The sequence below is a fragment of the Stenotrophomonas bentonitica genome (genome assembly GCF_013185915.1).
In the GTDB taxonomy this organism is placed as follows: Bacteria; Pseudomonadota; Gammaproteobacteria; order Xanthomonadales; family Xanthomonadaceae; genus Stenotrophomonas; species Stenotrophomonas bentonitica.
Map to the genome: position 1 here is coordinate 2,266,253 of NZ_JAAZUH010000001.1, position 13,521 is coordinate 2,279,773.

Below are 13,521 nucleotides of genomic sequence, written 5' to 3' on the forward strand. Positions count from 1 at the left end.
GTACTCCCGAGTACTAAAATTAACGAAACCTTCATCCCTCCCCCATTCAGTAGCACCGGTACGCCTGACGCTTTGCGCCGACCGCCGGGTCGCCTTGGAACGTCATGAATACCCCTGTTGCTGCGTGTGTCGACGACACCGCCCCCGCCGAGCTGCTCAAGCGCGGCGAACGCCTGTTGGAACCCGATGTCTACCGCACCTGCCTGAATGGACAGCCGGCCGTGGTCAAGGACTACACCCGATACCGCGGCACCCCGCTGTCCCCGGTGGCCCGCCTGCTGGTCCGCCGCGAGGCCCGCATCCTGCAGCGTCTCAGTGGCTGGAAGCACGCCCCGGCCCTGCTTGGCACCATCGGCGGCCTCGCCCTGGGCATGGAGTTCATTCCCGGCCAGACCCTGAGCGCGGCCCAGTCGGTCGGCATCGAAGTGTTCGAACAGCTGCAGCACGCGCTGGGCCGGCTGCACGCGGCCGGCATCACCCACAACGACCTGCATGGCACCAATGTGATGGTGAGCGGCGGCGTGCCGGTGCTGGTGGATTTCACCTCGGCCTGGCGCAGCCCGCGCTGGCTGCCGGTTCACCCGGTATCACGGCAGCTGCGCCGCAGCGACATGAAGAACCTGCTGAAGATGCGCCAGCGCCTGACCGGCGCCCGCCCCAGCCCCGCCGAAGCAGCCCAGGTGGCCGACCCGCGCTGGGTGGCCGGGGTGCGGGTGGCCTGGAAGCGGTTCTATCGGTGGTTCAAGGGCTAGAGCGCGTCCGCGTCCAACTCGCCCGTACGAATCCGCACCACGCTGCCAAGGTCATAAACAAACACCTTGCCATCGCCGATCTTGCCGGTGCCAGCCGCCTTGACGATGGCTTCCACCACCTCCTCGACCTGCTCGTCGGTCACCGCCACCTCGATCTTCACCTTCGGCAGGAAGTCGACCACGTACTCGGCGCCCCGGTACAGCTCGGTATGCCCTTTCTGGCGGCCGAAGCCCTTCACCTCGGTCACCGTGATCCCGGTGACGCCGCGTTCGGCCAGCGCTTCGCGCACATCGTCGAGTTTGAACGGCTTGACCACCGCCATGACCATCTTCATCTATCGGCTCCTTTGATCTGCGGCGCAAGGATAACGCTATCCTAGTGCCTGGCCAGCCCCACCCGCAGAGATCCCCATGATTGACCTCAACCAGCTCGATGACCTTGCACGCCGCCTGAGCGACATGGTCCCGCCGGGCCTGCGTCAATCCCGCGAGGAGCTGCAGGCCACCTTCAAGAGCGCCCTGCAGGCCGGCCTCGGCAAGCTGGACCTGGTGACGCGCGAAGAATTCGACGTGCAACGTGCGGTGCTGCTGCGCACCCGCGAGAAGCTGGAAGCGCTGGAAAAGACCGTGGCGGCACTGGAAGCCGGCGCTGCCGCTCCGGAGCGTCCGGCGCCCTGATCTGCATAGCGGCATATTGTTGAGCCGCAACGCTCATCGCCTAGTCCCGGGCGGCCGACGCAGACGCGTGTCCTGAAGTTCTCGCCCCAGCGCATCTTCTTTGGCAAGAAGGTCGATGTCTCCGTCAAGCCCGAGCGCCCTCAATGCTCGAATGATGGTGGAGAAGCTTGTCGAACTGTCTCCGACCTCCAGCTTTGCAATGGTAGGAACACTCACACCAACCCGTGCGGCCATGTCGGCTTGAGTCATTTCCCGGCGCAACCGCGCCTTACGCAGCCGCTCACCGAGGGACTTTAGTTGCCGCTGGGCGCGAGGCATCATTGGTGGAGTGCGCTTGGCCATACCCGATTAAGTTTGTCCTTCCGTTCTCAAGATGAATTTAATTTTGTATTGAACAGCTTTCAGACCAGCTCGGGGCGAGATCTTAGACGGCAAGGGCCGATCTTCTGCAAGTCAGCCTAGCGAATTTCCTACAAGGTCGTTCGCCACCAGCTGACATCACGACGATGCGCTAGCGGGCACGCTGTACAACCTCACGACCAACCCGGAAACCTGCATGAGCATTGCGCTGGTGCACAGCCGCGCGCGTGTTGGCATTGCTGCGCCGGCGGTACGCATTGAAGTGATGTTGAGCGGTGGGCTGCCGCATACCACCATGGTCGGCCTGCCCGAGGCCGCCGTGCGCGAGTCGCGCGACCGGGTGCGTGCCGCGCTTCTCTGCGCACGCTTCGACTACCCGCAGCAGCGCATCCTGATCAACCTGGCGCCGGCCGACCTGCCCAAGGAGGGCGGGCGCTTCGACCTGGCCATCGCGCTCGGCATCCTGGCCGCCAGCGACCAGATCGACCGGCACCTGCTGGCCAACTACGAGTTTCTTGGCGAACTCGCCCTCACCGGCGAACTGCGCGGTGTGGATGGCGCCCTCCCCGCTGCCATTGCCGCCGCCCAGCAGGGGCGTACGCTGATACTCGCGGCGGGCAACGGTGAAGAAGCGGCACTGGCCCAGCACGCCGACGTGCGGGTAGCCCGCACCCTGCTGGAGGTCTGCGCCTCCCTGGCCAGCCGCTCGCTGCCGCATGCAGTACCCGCTCCTGTCACGCCGTTGGCGGTCGCCGACCTGCGCGACGTACGCGGCCAGCTGCAGGCGCGTCGCGCGCTCGAAGTGGCGGCGGCCGGCGGCCATCACCTGCTGCTGCTTGGCACGCCGGGCTGCGGCAAGACCCTGCTGGCCTCACGCCTGCCGGGCATCCTCCCCGATGCGACAGAAGCCGAGGCACTGGAAACCGCCACCATTGCCTCCTGCAGCGGCGCCGGCATCGACGCAGCCCGCTGGCGGCACAGGCCTTATCGCGCCCCGCACCACACCGCCAGCGCAGTCTCGCTGGTCGGCGGGGGAACGCACCCACGACCGGGTGAAATCTCCCTTGCGCACAACGGTGTGCTGTTCCTGGACGAACTGCCTGAGTGGAGTCGCCACACCCTTGAAGTACTGCGCGAACCGCTGGAGTCCGGCACGGTGATGGTGGCGCGTGCCGCGCGCACCGACCAGTTCCCTTCCCGCTTCCAGCTGGTGGCGGCCATGAACCCCTGCCCCTGCGGCTGGGCCGGCGACCGCAGTGGCCGATGCCGTTGCAGCGGTGAAGCCATCCAGCGGTATCGCGGTCGCGTGTCCGGCCCGCTGCTGGACCGAATTGACCTGCACGTGCAGGTGCCACGACTGGAACCAAGAGAGCTGCGCAGCAATGCTCCCTGCGGCGAAGACAGTGCCACCGTTCGCGCACGCGTCGTGGCCGCGCGCAATGTGCAGCTCGAGCGCAGCAGCAAGCCCAATGCCCAGCTGCTACCGACGGAGCTGGACCTCCACTGCCGACTCGAGCCCGACGATCAACACCTGCTGGAATCAGCGGTTGAACAGCTTCAGCTCTCAGCCCGCTCCATGCACCGGATCCTTCGCGTTGCCAGAACCCTGGCGGATCTGGCGCATAGCGAGCGGATCGCCACCGGGCACCTGGCTGAGGCAATCGGCTATCGGCAAGTGGACAGGGGCTGTTCGGGTTGAGCTAGAACGTCACCCGCGCCCGCACGCTTGCCACCCAGAGGATGCTGGTGTCAGGGTTCGTAGAAGGATCAATCACCGCCTGCAGGTCTGGGGTGATCGCCAGGTTCCGCGTGATATGGAATCTGTAGAACACCTCGGCGGTGTACTGGGAGCGCAGGAACGAGGACTCCGGCTCGGTCCAGCCGATTCCAACGCCCACCAGGTCCGAAGGCGCGCCGCCCGGACGCCAACCTACGCCGGTTGAGACGCTTCTCTTGAGTGCCCAGTCTTGGGACCAGCCGCCGCGCACGAACACCATCGCGCTGTCACCTACCATCCAGTTGGCGTTGAATGCGAACCCGTACGAGCGCGGCGTGCCGTCGGCCTGCGCGTCGCGATACCAGCTGGTCAGGTGGACGTTGTCGCTGTCGGTAGGTCCGCGCGCCTCGATGGGCAGTCCCGCGCGGGGTCGTCCTGAGTACCCGATGTCGAAGTGATAGAAGCGCTCCGACGTGTTGAAGAAGTCATCGATCGTGCTCCCCGTGTCGTCGCTGCGCGCCGTGTAGACCCCGCTCTGCAGGTAAAGACCGGATGCTGTTGGATAGTACGCAGCCACCATGCCAAAGCCGCGCAGCGGGGTCTGGATGGTCGGGCTGGTCGAGAACTGCTGATTGAGGAACTGACGGTTGTCGTCAAAGAACGGGTAAGCGTTGACGAAGTTCGGCGCGAAGATCTTGCCAATGGTGTACTGGAACCTGTTGCCGAACAGGTTCTGGCGGATGTAGGCCTGCGTCACACCAACGTCGAAGTCGCCCCAGGTCGCGGCGGTGGGCGTTGCCGAGCCCGCTGCGAAGCCGGCGAAGAGCGGCGCAAGGTCGCTTCCGAACACAGGGCGCCGGTCTTCCACCGCCATTGCGAAGGTCAGCGCCTCCGGCGAGTTCCGGCGGAACAGGTCATACGCCAGGTTGAGCGTGAACTTTGATCCGGTGGACTGGTGCTCGTCGACGCGACTGCTGGAGTAGTTCTGGTAAAGCAGCCCCCACGACCCACCAATGGTCAGGCCGGTTCGTTGTTGCAAACGCTGTTTGTACGCGAGCCAGGGCTCAAGGACGGAGTCGCGCGGGAACGGAGACCGTGTGGCTTCTTCATCAGCCGCCTTCTGGTCACCGTCGGCAGAAAGCGTGCCTTCGAGCAACGGCGGGTAAAGCACCATCGGGGCGGCTTGATCCGGCCCGGCTACTTCCTGCGCCGAGGCATCCGCAGCCCACAGCGGTAGGAGCAGGGCAAGATGGAGGACAGTTCGCATGGCTGCGCTCCCGTTATCAGGACCACGTGGGGAGATCGCTGCCGCGTACGGCGACCAGCGGGTCGCGCCATCGCCCCGGCGTACGGGAAAGACGCACCTGGGGCGCCAGTCTTTCGACCTCACCGTACGGGGTCTGCCGCCTGATCGTCTCCGGCGTACCGATGCGATGCTCGGGCTGGGTAGCATCGAAGTCGGTCGTGGCGAACTGTCCGAGCGACTTGTACCACATCGCCGCGCGGGTCAAGGACACCCTGACATGGTAGGAGCCGCCCTCGACGGCACGCCGCCGCAGCGCCGCTATCACGCCTGCGGCCCCCAGATAGCCGGCGATGTAGTCATTCATGACCAGGGTGGGCGGGAATCGGGGGGTGCCCTGCCCTTCAGCCATGGTGAATCCCGAAACGGTCAGGCCTTCCATGTCGAAGCCGGCCCTGTTGCGCCACGGGCCGTCGTAGCTGTAGCAGCGCACCGACAGGTAGATGATGCCCGGGCGACGCGACGCCACCTCCGCTGGGCCGAACCCCAGCCGTTCGATGGCACCGCCACGGAAGGACTCGGCGAACACATCCGTCTGCGGCAGCAGCTGCTCGAAGCGCTGCCGCTGGCGGGCATCGCGAAGGTCGACGAAGGTTGAACGCATTCCCACGTTGACATCCATGACCAGCGCCTCGTGCTCGAAACCCTGGTCCCTGGCGATGTGCAGCACGTCCGCACCGTACTCGGCCAATGTGCGTGACGCCGTACTGCCGGCAATGACATGGGTACAGGAGACGACCTTGATGCCAGACAGCGGCTGGGTCGGCTCCCGGGTAAACGGAATCGGCGCGGACTCGCCGATCTTGACGATCTCGACCAGAGGCTTTCCTGCCAGGAAGATGCCCTCCGGATGGCGCGCCCATTCCTCGGTCGTTCGATGCATCGCGCCGGCCGCACGGGCCTCGGCCAGGGCATCTTCCAGTTCCAGGGCATTCCACTTGCGGCTTGCTGCCTCGATCGCCTGCAGATTGGGCGGGCACTTCAGTGTATTGAGGATCCTGTCGCTCAGATGCGGGTAGGCACCGGTGAAGTTCATGAAGCGACCGTCCTGCGTGGCGAACGGACGGAACGACATGGGGTGATCCAGGCCGAGCGGTGCCTGCATCATCAGCCCGTTGACCGTGGGCATCCAGGTCAGATTGGCCGGGATGGGGTCGGCCGGAGGAATGCGACCCGCGGCCTGCAGCTGCCTGGCAACCAGCCCCACCATCGGGTTGACGTTCCAGACCGCATCCCGCAGATCCACCTTGAGGTCCTGGCCTTGCCCGGTGCGAAGCTTCCAGACGGCGGCCGCACCGACACCCGCACCCATGGCGGGTATGGCCATGCTGGCACCAATACGGAAGTGGCTGCGCAGGATCGGATCGGCGCCGGTGAAGGTTACGCTGCCGCCACCGTCTGCTGCGGTACCACCCAGGTCACGCATGAAGGTTGCAAATGCCTGGTTGATGTCGAACGCCGTACTGCCATCCGGCGTGGCACTGGCAGGCGCCTGGGCATGCAGGGCTGAAGACACCGCGAGGCCCAGGACGGCCAGGCTCGAATTGACAAGGAACTCGCGACGCGCAGGGTATAAGGCTTTCATCTGGGCACCTTTCGCATTGGAAAGCAGAAGAAACACAGCATTGGCCGGGCGATGCGAGTAGAAGTATCCGCGTTCGACAGGCGGCCCACAATCTTCGCTGCGACTATCCAGATACCGCCATGACTGCAACCGCGGGCCCTGTCATCGACTCAGGAGCCCGTGGTGTTGCGCGTACTCGAACAGTCCTGCATCGCTGTCGATTCCCAGCTTGCGCATTGCCGTCCCTTTCTGCCGACTGATCGTGCTGATCGTCCGGTCAAGTCGTGCGGCGATCTCGCTCACACTGAATCCACTGGCCAGCAGCCTCACCACCTCGTACTCCCTGGGCGACAGCCGGACCTGTCGCGAGCCGGAGACCCGTCCCCTGCGGTCGGCCTCGAGCGGCTCGCGCCACCTTTCGGCGACATAGACGCCGCCCTGTTTCACCACGTTGACGGCATTTGCCAGCCCCGCCATCGTGGACGACTTGTCGATCAAGCCGGAAACACCCTTGGACATCGCGGTTTTCAGCACGCCAGCGTTATCCAGCATGGTCAGGAGCACGATGGGAAGCTGCGGATGACGGTGATGGATGACGTCCAGCATCCGCAACCCATCTGCGTAGCGCGTGCCTGGCATGGAGAAGTCGGTGACCAGTACATCGCACTCGACGTTGTCCAGCAGATCGATCAGCGCGTCCGTACTGCCGGCTTCACCCACGATCACGCCGACGCGTGCCGACTCGATGATGGCCCTCGCACCGATCAGAACAACAGGGTGATCATCAGCGATGACGATCCGGGTTTCCATGGGATCACCTTACAAGCCTGCGTGGGCCGGGTAGGGGTTGGGCAAGCATACTCCCGCTACACCCGACGGCCGTGGAGCTCCGCTTCGATCGTTTCGACCAGCGCTTCCACATCGGTCACGAGCTGGGTCAGCTCCGATCGCGCTTCTTCAACGCCCGACAGCAGCCCCTGCCGTACCGCGTTTGCGCGTTCGCCCAGTGACGGCTGCTCCACCGTGTACAGACCTCCGGCAAGGTGGTGGAGGACAGGCGCCATGACCTCCAGCGCACCGGCACGCAATTGCGCCAGGCGTTTCAGGTCCTTGCGGATGGTGTCGCAGAAGCTGGCGAGCATCGCGACGGCCACTTCGATGGAGCCATACTGGTTCGCAAGGCGCGCCTGGAGCCCCACCAGCGCGTCCACCGGCGCCAACGCCGCTGGCGGCAATGATGGAATGTCGGAACCGTCGGGTGCCAGGGCGTCGCCCCGCGTGAATCGGTCAACCGTAGAACGAATGGCTTTGAGTGACACGGGCTTGGCCAGGAACCCGTCCATGCCTGACGCCTTCCAGAGCTCTGCTTCGCTTCCGTACACGCTCGCCGTAATGGCGACGATGGGCAGTCGTGTCGTACCCTCGCGCGTCTCCTGGCTGCGAATGGCCCGTGCAAGCTCGTAACCGTCCATCACCGGCATGCGCCCGTCAGTGATGAGCAGGTCGTATGTATTCCGCTCCAGCGCGGCGAGCGCCTGCCGACCGTCGGAAACAAGGTCATGGTGCAAGCCAAGCTGCTTCATGTACCACGTCATCAGGATCCTGTTGGTCGGGTGATCCTCCGCAATCAGGACGCGAAGACCACCGCGGCTGGCAGGTGAGCGGTTGGAATCCTCCTCCTGAATCCGCTGCAGCTCCAACTGCCTGTCGCCCTCTGTCGCCAGGCGCAGCGGGAACTCGACGCACACCTGCGTGCCCACCGCTGGCGTGCTCCGCAGCGTCATCGTGCCCCCCATCAATGCAACGATGCGCTGGCAGATGCTCAACCCCAACCCGGTACCGCCGATGCGGCGCGTGGTCGCGGTCTCCGCCTGGGAGAACGGCTGGAACAGCCGCTTCTGAACCTCCGGCGCTATGCCGATTCCGGTATCGGTCACGACCAGGGTGAGCGACTGCACGCCGTCCGCTTCCGAAGTGGACCGGATCACCAGGGAGACCCCGCCCTGCTCCGTGAACTTCATCGCATTGCTCATCAGATTGAAGAGAACCTGCCGAAGACGCACGTCGTCGCCTACATGCTGGGGCGCGACGCCCGCGTCGACGGACGCACTGACTTCAAGCCCCTTCTCCTCGTAGAGCGGCTCGAACATGCGCACCGTCCCATACGCAATGTCGCGGATGTCGAGAAGGCGTGGCTGCAACGTCAATGCCCCCGCTTCCAGGCGGGAGAAGTCCAGGATGTCGTCCAGGATCCTGCGCAGCATCAGTGCAGAATCTTCAATGGTGTCGAGAATCTTGTCCTGTTCGTCGTCCAGCGGTGTATGCGAGAGCACCTCCAGCAGTCCCACCACTCCATTCATGGGGGTCCGGATCTCGTGGCTCATGGTCGCCAGGAAATCGGCTTTGGCGCGGGCTGCATTCTCTGCGGAAGACTTCGCCTCCAGCAGATCCTGCCACTGGCGGTGCTGGTCGGTTACATCGATCCAGTAACCCGTCCAATGCCTGCGCTGGTCCTCGGCCTGGTAGGGAAGACTGTTGGCGCGGATCCACCGCCACCCGTTGCCGGATCTTGCACGAAACTCCATGTCGACGCCCGTGTCGCCTTCGATTGCACGGTCGATCGCTTCGCGAAGCCTCACGCGGTCGGAGGGTTCGACCCGATCCACCAGCAATTGGCCATCGGCCATGGCCTGCTCGGCCGAGATCCCGAACATGGGCACCAGATCCCCCACGACGAAGGGGAACACGATCCGGCCCTGTTCGTCTGCAGATGCCTGATAGACCACAGCCGGGAGGTTGAAGGTCACCTCGGCAAAGCGACGCTCGAGCGCCCGTCGCTGCCTGACCTCATCACGCAGTCGGCGGTAGCCACGTGCGTGCATCAGCAACGCGATGGCGATTGCCACCAGAATCGGGACGAGCCAGCGCGAGACGCGCTGCCAGTCGATTCCATTGCCGTACTCGACCGCCAACCAGTCGTTGCGGATCGCCGAGCGCTCCCGGGGAGACATGGACGCCAGCATCCGGTCGAATGCGGAAACGACCCGGTACCGTTCCTTCCGGACCGACAGTACGAAGCTGTCGTCGAACCCTGCCGGGGCGGAGACCTGGAGTTCACCTGCGAACCGTCCGCGCAGTGCGGCGTCTACCACGGCCAGGTTGCCGACATAGGCGTCTGCCTTCCTGCCACGGACAAGCTCCAGGCCATGTTCCGCATCGGACGCATGGATGAATGTCACCGCGCGCGCCGTCCGGGACACCAGGCGCTCCAGGCGTGCAGGATCGGAAATCGCTATCGTCCTGTTGGAGAGCGCACGTAGGTCGATTACGCGTTCATTGGCGCCGCTCCTGACCACGATGACGTTGGGAACGGTCACGATCGGTTGGCTGCGGATCCAATCCCGGCTCGCGTCCAAGGGATCAAGCGCCGCTATGACGGCATCCACTTCAGTCTGCTGGGCGGCCCCACGCGCACCCGCAGTCGCCCCCTGGGTGGGAACGAAGGTTGCGCCCATCTCCTCGAAGCGCCCCAGATAGTCGGAAACCAGGCCACCGGGCCTGCCGCTGTCGTCTGCGAAAATGATCGGAGCCGCGCTGGGAGGGAAGGCCAACCTTAGTGGCTTCTTCAGCGCCGCCTCCTCTTCCTCGGTCAGTATCGAGTCGTCCGCGTTGATCCACCTCAGGTCGGGAAGCCAGCGAAGCTCGATGCTTTCCCGGCCCGCCTGCGGGGCGGCCTGCATCGCGACGTTGATCGCCTCGGCCAGCGCCCGGTTCGCATTCGGGGCGGCAAAGTGGATCGAGAATGCCGGCAACGCGCTGACACGGATCAGACCGATGTCGCCGAACCCGCCTTCGTCGATCAGGTGTGCCGCGACGTACGCGTTGCCCACATACAAGTCTGCCGTTCGATTCTCGACCGCCTGCAGCGCCTCCGTGGTGGTGTCGACATATATGTGCGTGGCTCGCGGGTATTGCTCCTGCGCGGAATCACCCGTGGAGAAACCCCGCTCGGTGACAATGCGAAGACCACGGAAGTCGCTCGACAAGGCCGGTCGGGGATCGTCAACGTGGGCGACGACGGCCACCGGCACCCTGGCGTACTCGCGGGTGAACACCAGGCACTCGGTACGTTGCGCGGTAATGGAGATGTTCATCACCAGATCGACCTCGCCGTCGCAGGCCGCCCGTACCATTTCCGGCCAGGAATCGAACGGTACATAGCGCGGCGTGAGTCCAAGGCGGGGAAGCGTTTCGCTGAGATAGTCGATACCCAGACCGCGAGGCTGCCCGTTGTTCCACTCCTCGAAAGGCGGCCATCCCGCCGTATAGACCGCAACGCGCACCGTCTGATGCTCCCGGACCCACGCCTCCTGCTTGGGCGAAAGAGTCAGGCTCTGGGCATTGCACAGGGCCGCCAGAAACAGCGCGAACAAGCCTCCGGCAACGGTGACAATCACGCGGCGCATGGAGCGTTCCTTGGCAGGCCCCAAGGCGGCCTGCAGCTCGAGTTTCCAATGATGCTATCCCCGTTAACCGCGCGTGTCATCCCCGAGATTATCCGCGCTATGGATATGCAATTAGTTGTACATTCCGCGGATGAGGGTGAATGAAAGCCTGCCCGGGGCCTCATTTTCGCAACTTTCATAAATGTTGCATCGATGCTTCGATGCAGGTTCGCTACATTGCACCGGTCGCCGAGACGCATGCCTGCCTCGACAACGCCGCACTCCGTTCCGCGCCATCGCGCTGCGTGGCCATACGGTCATTACTTCGTTTACCGAGCCGCCGAGCGCCCACCGCGCTGGGTGAGGATACCTTTGTCATGAATACCGTTTACAGCGTTGTCTGGAATGTCAGCAAGCGTACGTTCGTAGTTGCCAGTGAGTTGGCGAAGAAGCACTCCGGCACCAGGAAGCAGGCACGGCACGTCCAGCACGCCGGTGCCTTGGCCATTGGCATCGCCGTAATCCTTCTGTCCATCTCAGCGCAACCCGCTTACGCGGAGAACTCGGGCCTGCAGCTCTGCAGCCCGAATGGCGACGGCACCAGCGGACCCGGCATTTCGATGGGATCTGCCAGCGTCACGGACCCGGCGGGCCTGACCTGCGTATCCGGCTTCGCGTTCTCATTGAACAATCGTGGCACGGACACCGGGGCGCAGGGCTTCAATGTCTCCACCGCTCGCGTATCCGGCTACTACGATGGCCTGCTGGAACTCAAAGGCGACGCTGGCATCTCGATGCTGGGTACCGTCAGAATGAATGGCAATCAGATCACCGACATGGCCGCGGGCGCGCTGGGCGAAGACAGTACCGACGCGGTGAACGGATCGCAGCTGTTCGCCACCAACCGCTCACTCGCGTCTCTCGGCGACCGCGTGAGCGTGGCCGAGGGAAACATCGTCACGATCCAGGGCGATATCTCAACGATCAACAACGGTCTCGACACTATCGGTACGGAGCTGAGTGGGCTTGGCGACCGCCTCACCGTGAATGAGGGGAGCATCAACCTGCTTTCCACCAGCGTCGACAACGTCGACGGCCGCATGTCCAATGTTGAGGGCAGCATCTCCACGCTGCAGACAGATATCACAAACGTCAACAACACCTTGATCACCAGCATCAGCGATGGGGCAATCGGCCTTGTCCGCCAGGACGCCGCATCGTTGGCCCTGACCGTGGCGGCCGACAAGGGCGGCACTGCGCTGAGTATTGCCGGCACCGACGGGGCACGCACGCTCTCCGGCGTTGGCGCTGGCCGCGTCCGCGCGGACAGCGACGACGCAGTGAATGGTTCGCAGCTGTTCGCCACCAACACTGCCGTGTCCCAGCTGGACGGTCGTGTCACCAGCGTGGAAGCCTCCATCAACAACCTGGGCGACCAGGTAGACAGCGGCGTGCTTGGGCTGGTCAAGCAGGACGACGTGAGCCGCGACATCGAGGTGGCGAAGGTTCGGGACGGCAGGCTGGTCGACTTCACCGGCTCCGAGGGTACACGCACCCTCGAAGGAGTGTCGGCCGGTACGGTGGACGGCGCGAGCCGGCAGGCTGTGAACGGCGCGCAGCTCTTTGCCACCGGCCACTCGTTCGCGAATGCACTCGGCGGCGGTGCCACCATGAACATCGACGGCACAGTCTCCGCACCTACCTACCATGTGAATGGCATTGCGGTGAACAATGTCGGGGATGCAATTGCCAGCCTTGATGGGCGCGCCAATCAGGCAAGCAGCGATATTGCCGGGTTGAGGCAGGAGCTGAACGCACTTGGGACAGGCAGCATGGGCACCGGCGCGGACCATACGTCCCGCATTGAAGACATTGAGCGGAATGCGCAGGACTTGGGCGGTCGCGTCGACGAACTGGAGGCGAGCTTTGCAGCCGGTGGCATGGGCGACAGCGGGTTGATTGCCAGCAACGTCACCGACCGTGAGCATCAGCCTGCCATTGCCTCCGGCGAAGGTGCCCTTGCGGTGGGTTCGGACAGCGTTGCATCTGCGTCCAATGCCGTGTCCATCGGTAATGGTTCCGTTGCCGATCGCGCAGACACTGTGTCTATCGGGACGCAGGGACAGGAGCGCCAGCTGACCAACCTTGCTGCGGGTAGCGAGGACACCGACGCGGTCAACATGGGCCAGCTCAGGCAGTCGGTCCGTTACGACCAGAACAACGGTGTGACTGACTACTCCCGGGTAACCCTGGGTCAGCAAGGCACGCCCGTCACGATGTCGAATGTTGCCCGTGGCAGGGTTGCCTCGGACAGCACGGAAGCCATCAACGGCTCCCAGCTCTACGACTGGACGTTGAATCGCAGCAATGAGTTCAGCAATGCCACCCTGGGGCATCGGATCAAGGAGGTTGAGCAGGCCATGCATGCCGGCATTGCAACCGCCCTGGCGGCACGACAGGCGCCCTACGTGCCCGGCCACGTCACGTACTCGGTAGGTGCGGCTGGCTACAAGTCAGAAGGCGCTGCAGGTGTCAGTACCCGCTACACCGCCGAAAGTGGCCGTTGGAGTCTCGAAGGTGGCTTCTCCAACAACCGCGACGGCACCGGCTTGTACGTTGGTTTGAGCGGTGTACTGGGCGACTGACGTCAGGGCAACCGCCATTGCCATGGGGTGGCCGCAATAGCGGCCACCCCGGCACTC

General features: G+C 64.3%; 10 protein-coding genes. 4 read left to right on the forward strand and 6 right to left on the reverse strand.

Annotated features, from left to right (window positions below):
* Window positions 1-104 precede the first annotated feature (104 nt).
* On the forward strand, window positions 105-752 hold the full coding sequence (locus HGB51_RS10030) for an RIO1 family regulatory kinase/ATPase domain-containing protein (protein ID WP_070207082.1): 648 nt from the start codon (window positions 105-107) through the stop codon (window positions 750-752).
* Here the strand turns inward: HGB51_RS10030 and HGB51_RS10035 are convergent.
* A complete protein-coding gene (locus HGB51_RS10035; RefSeq protein ID WP_070207081.1) occupies window positions 749-1,087 on the reverse strand; it encodes a P-II family nitrogen regulator in 339 nt (112 codons plus the stop codon). The two genes, HGB51_RS10030 and HGB51_RS10035, sit on opposite strands and share 4 nt — an antisense overlap.
* A 76-nt stretch (window positions 1,088-1,163) precedes the next feature.
* On the opposite strand from HGB51_RS10035, the gene ubiK reads away from it, so the two are divergent.
* The gene (gene ubiK / locus HGB51_RS10040; RefSeq protein WP_070207080.1) at window positions 1,164-1,430 is read left to right on the forward strand and encodes a ubiquinone biosynthesis accessory factor UbiK; all 267 of its coding nucleotides are present in this window, start codon (window positions 1,164-1,166) and stop codon (window positions 1,428-1,430) included.
* Between the two features lie 33 nt (window positions 1,431-1,463).
* Here the strand turns inward: ubiK and HGB51_RS10045 are convergent, their stop codons facing one another.
* Window positions 1,464-1,772 (reverse strand): helix-turn-helix transcriptional regulator, encoded by a 309-nt coding sequence (locus HGB51_RS10045; RefSeq protein WP_171966799.1) that lies wholly within the window; start codon window positions 1,770-1,772, stop codon window positions 1,464-1,466.
* Window positions 1,773-1,986: 214 nt separating this feature from the next.
* Here HGB51_RS10045 and HGB51_RS10050 point away from each other — a divergent pair, with 214 nt between their 5' ends.
* Window positions 1,987-3,489: a YifB family Mg chelatase-like AAA ATPase gene (locus HGB51_RS10050; protein WP_070207079.1), complete on the forward strand. Its 1,503-nt coding sequence runs from the start codon at window positions 1,987-1,989 to the stop codon at window positions 3,487-3,489.
* A gap of 1 nt (window position 3,490) precedes the next feature.
* On the opposite strand, the gene HGB51_RS10055 is transcribed toward HGB51_RS10050, so the two are convergent.
* From HGB51_RS10055 to HGB51_RS10070, 4 genes are all read right to left on the reverse strand, one after another.
* A complete protein-coding gene (locus HGB51_RS10055; protein ID WP_171966800.1) occupies window positions 3,491-4,774 on the reverse strand; it encodes a carbohydrate porin in 1,284 nt (427 codons plus the stop codon).
* A 16-nt stretch (window positions 4,775-4,790) separates the two neighbouring features.
* Window positions 4,791-6,395, reverse strand: a complete 1,605-nt coding sequence (locus HGB51_RS10060) for a CoA transferase (RefSeq protein ID WP_084738877.1) — start codon at window positions 6,393-6,395, stop codon at window positions 4,791-4,793.
* A 141-nt stretch (window positions 6,396-6,536) separates the two neighbouring features.
* Window positions 6,537-7,184: a response regulator gene (locus HGB51_RS10065; protein WP_070207077.1), complete on the reverse strand. Its 648-nt coding sequence runs from the start codon at window positions 7,182-7,184 to the stop codon at window positions 6,537-6,539.
* 56 nt (window positions 7,185-7,240) lie between these two features.
* Window positions 7,241-10,840, reverse strand: a complete 3,600-nt coding sequence (locus tag HGB51_RS10070; RefSeq protein ID WP_070207101.1) for an ATP-binding protein — start codon at window positions 10,838-10,840, stop codon at window positions 7,241-7,243.
* Window positions 10,841-11,196: 356 nt separating this feature from the next.
* Between HGB51_RS10070 and HGB51_RS10075 the strand changes: the two genes are divergently transcribed.
* Window positions 11,197-13,464, forward strand: a complete 2,268-nt coding sequence (locus tag HGB51_RS10075) for an ESPR-type extended signal peptide-containing protein (RefSeq protein WP_070207076.1) — start codon at window positions 11,197-11,199, stop codon at window positions 13,462-13,464.
* The last annotated feature ends 57 nt before the right edge of the window (window positions 13,465-13,521 follow it).

Coding starts and splice junctions, on each gene's coding strand:
- HGB51_RS10050 (WP_070207079.1), top strand. CDS start 1,987: ATGAGCATTGCGCTGGTGCACAGCCGCGCGCGTGTTGGCATTGCTGCG.
- HGB51_RS10065 (WP_070207077.1), bottom strand. CDS start 7,184: ATGGAAACCCGGATCGTCATCGCTGATGATCACCCTGTTGTTCTGATC.
- HGB51_RS10035 (WP_070207081.1), bottom strand. CDS start 1,087: ATGAAGATGGTCATGGCGGTGGTCAAGCCGTTCAAACTCGACGATGTG.
- HGB51_RS10075 (WP_070207076.1), top strand. CDS start 11,197: ATGAATACCGTTTACAGCGTTGTCTGGAATGTCAGCAAGCGTACGTTC.
- HGB51_RS10045 (WP_171966799.1), bottom strand. CDS start 1,772: ATGGCCAAGCGCACTCCACCAATGATGCCTCGCGCCCAGCGGCAACTA.
- HGB51_RS10060 (WP_084738877.1), bottom strand. CDS start 6,395: ATGAAAGCCTTATACCCTGCGCGTCGCGAGTTCCTTGTCAATTCGAGC.
- ubiK (WP_070207080.1), top strand. CDS start 1,164: ATGATTGACCTCAACCAGCTCGATGACCTTGCACGCCGCCTGAGCGAC.
- HGB51_RS10030 (WP_070207082.1), top strand. CDS start 105: ATGAATACCCCTGTTGCTGCGTGTGTCGACGACACCGCCCCCGCCGAG.
- HGB51_RS10070 (WP_070207101.1), bottom strand. CDS start 10,840: ATGCGCCGCGTGATTGTCACCGTTGCCGGAGGCTTGTTCGCGCTGTTT.
- HGB51_RS10055 (WP_171966800.1), bottom strand. CDS start 4,774: ATGCGAACTGTCCTCCATCTTGCCCTGCTCCTACCGCTGTGGGCTGCG.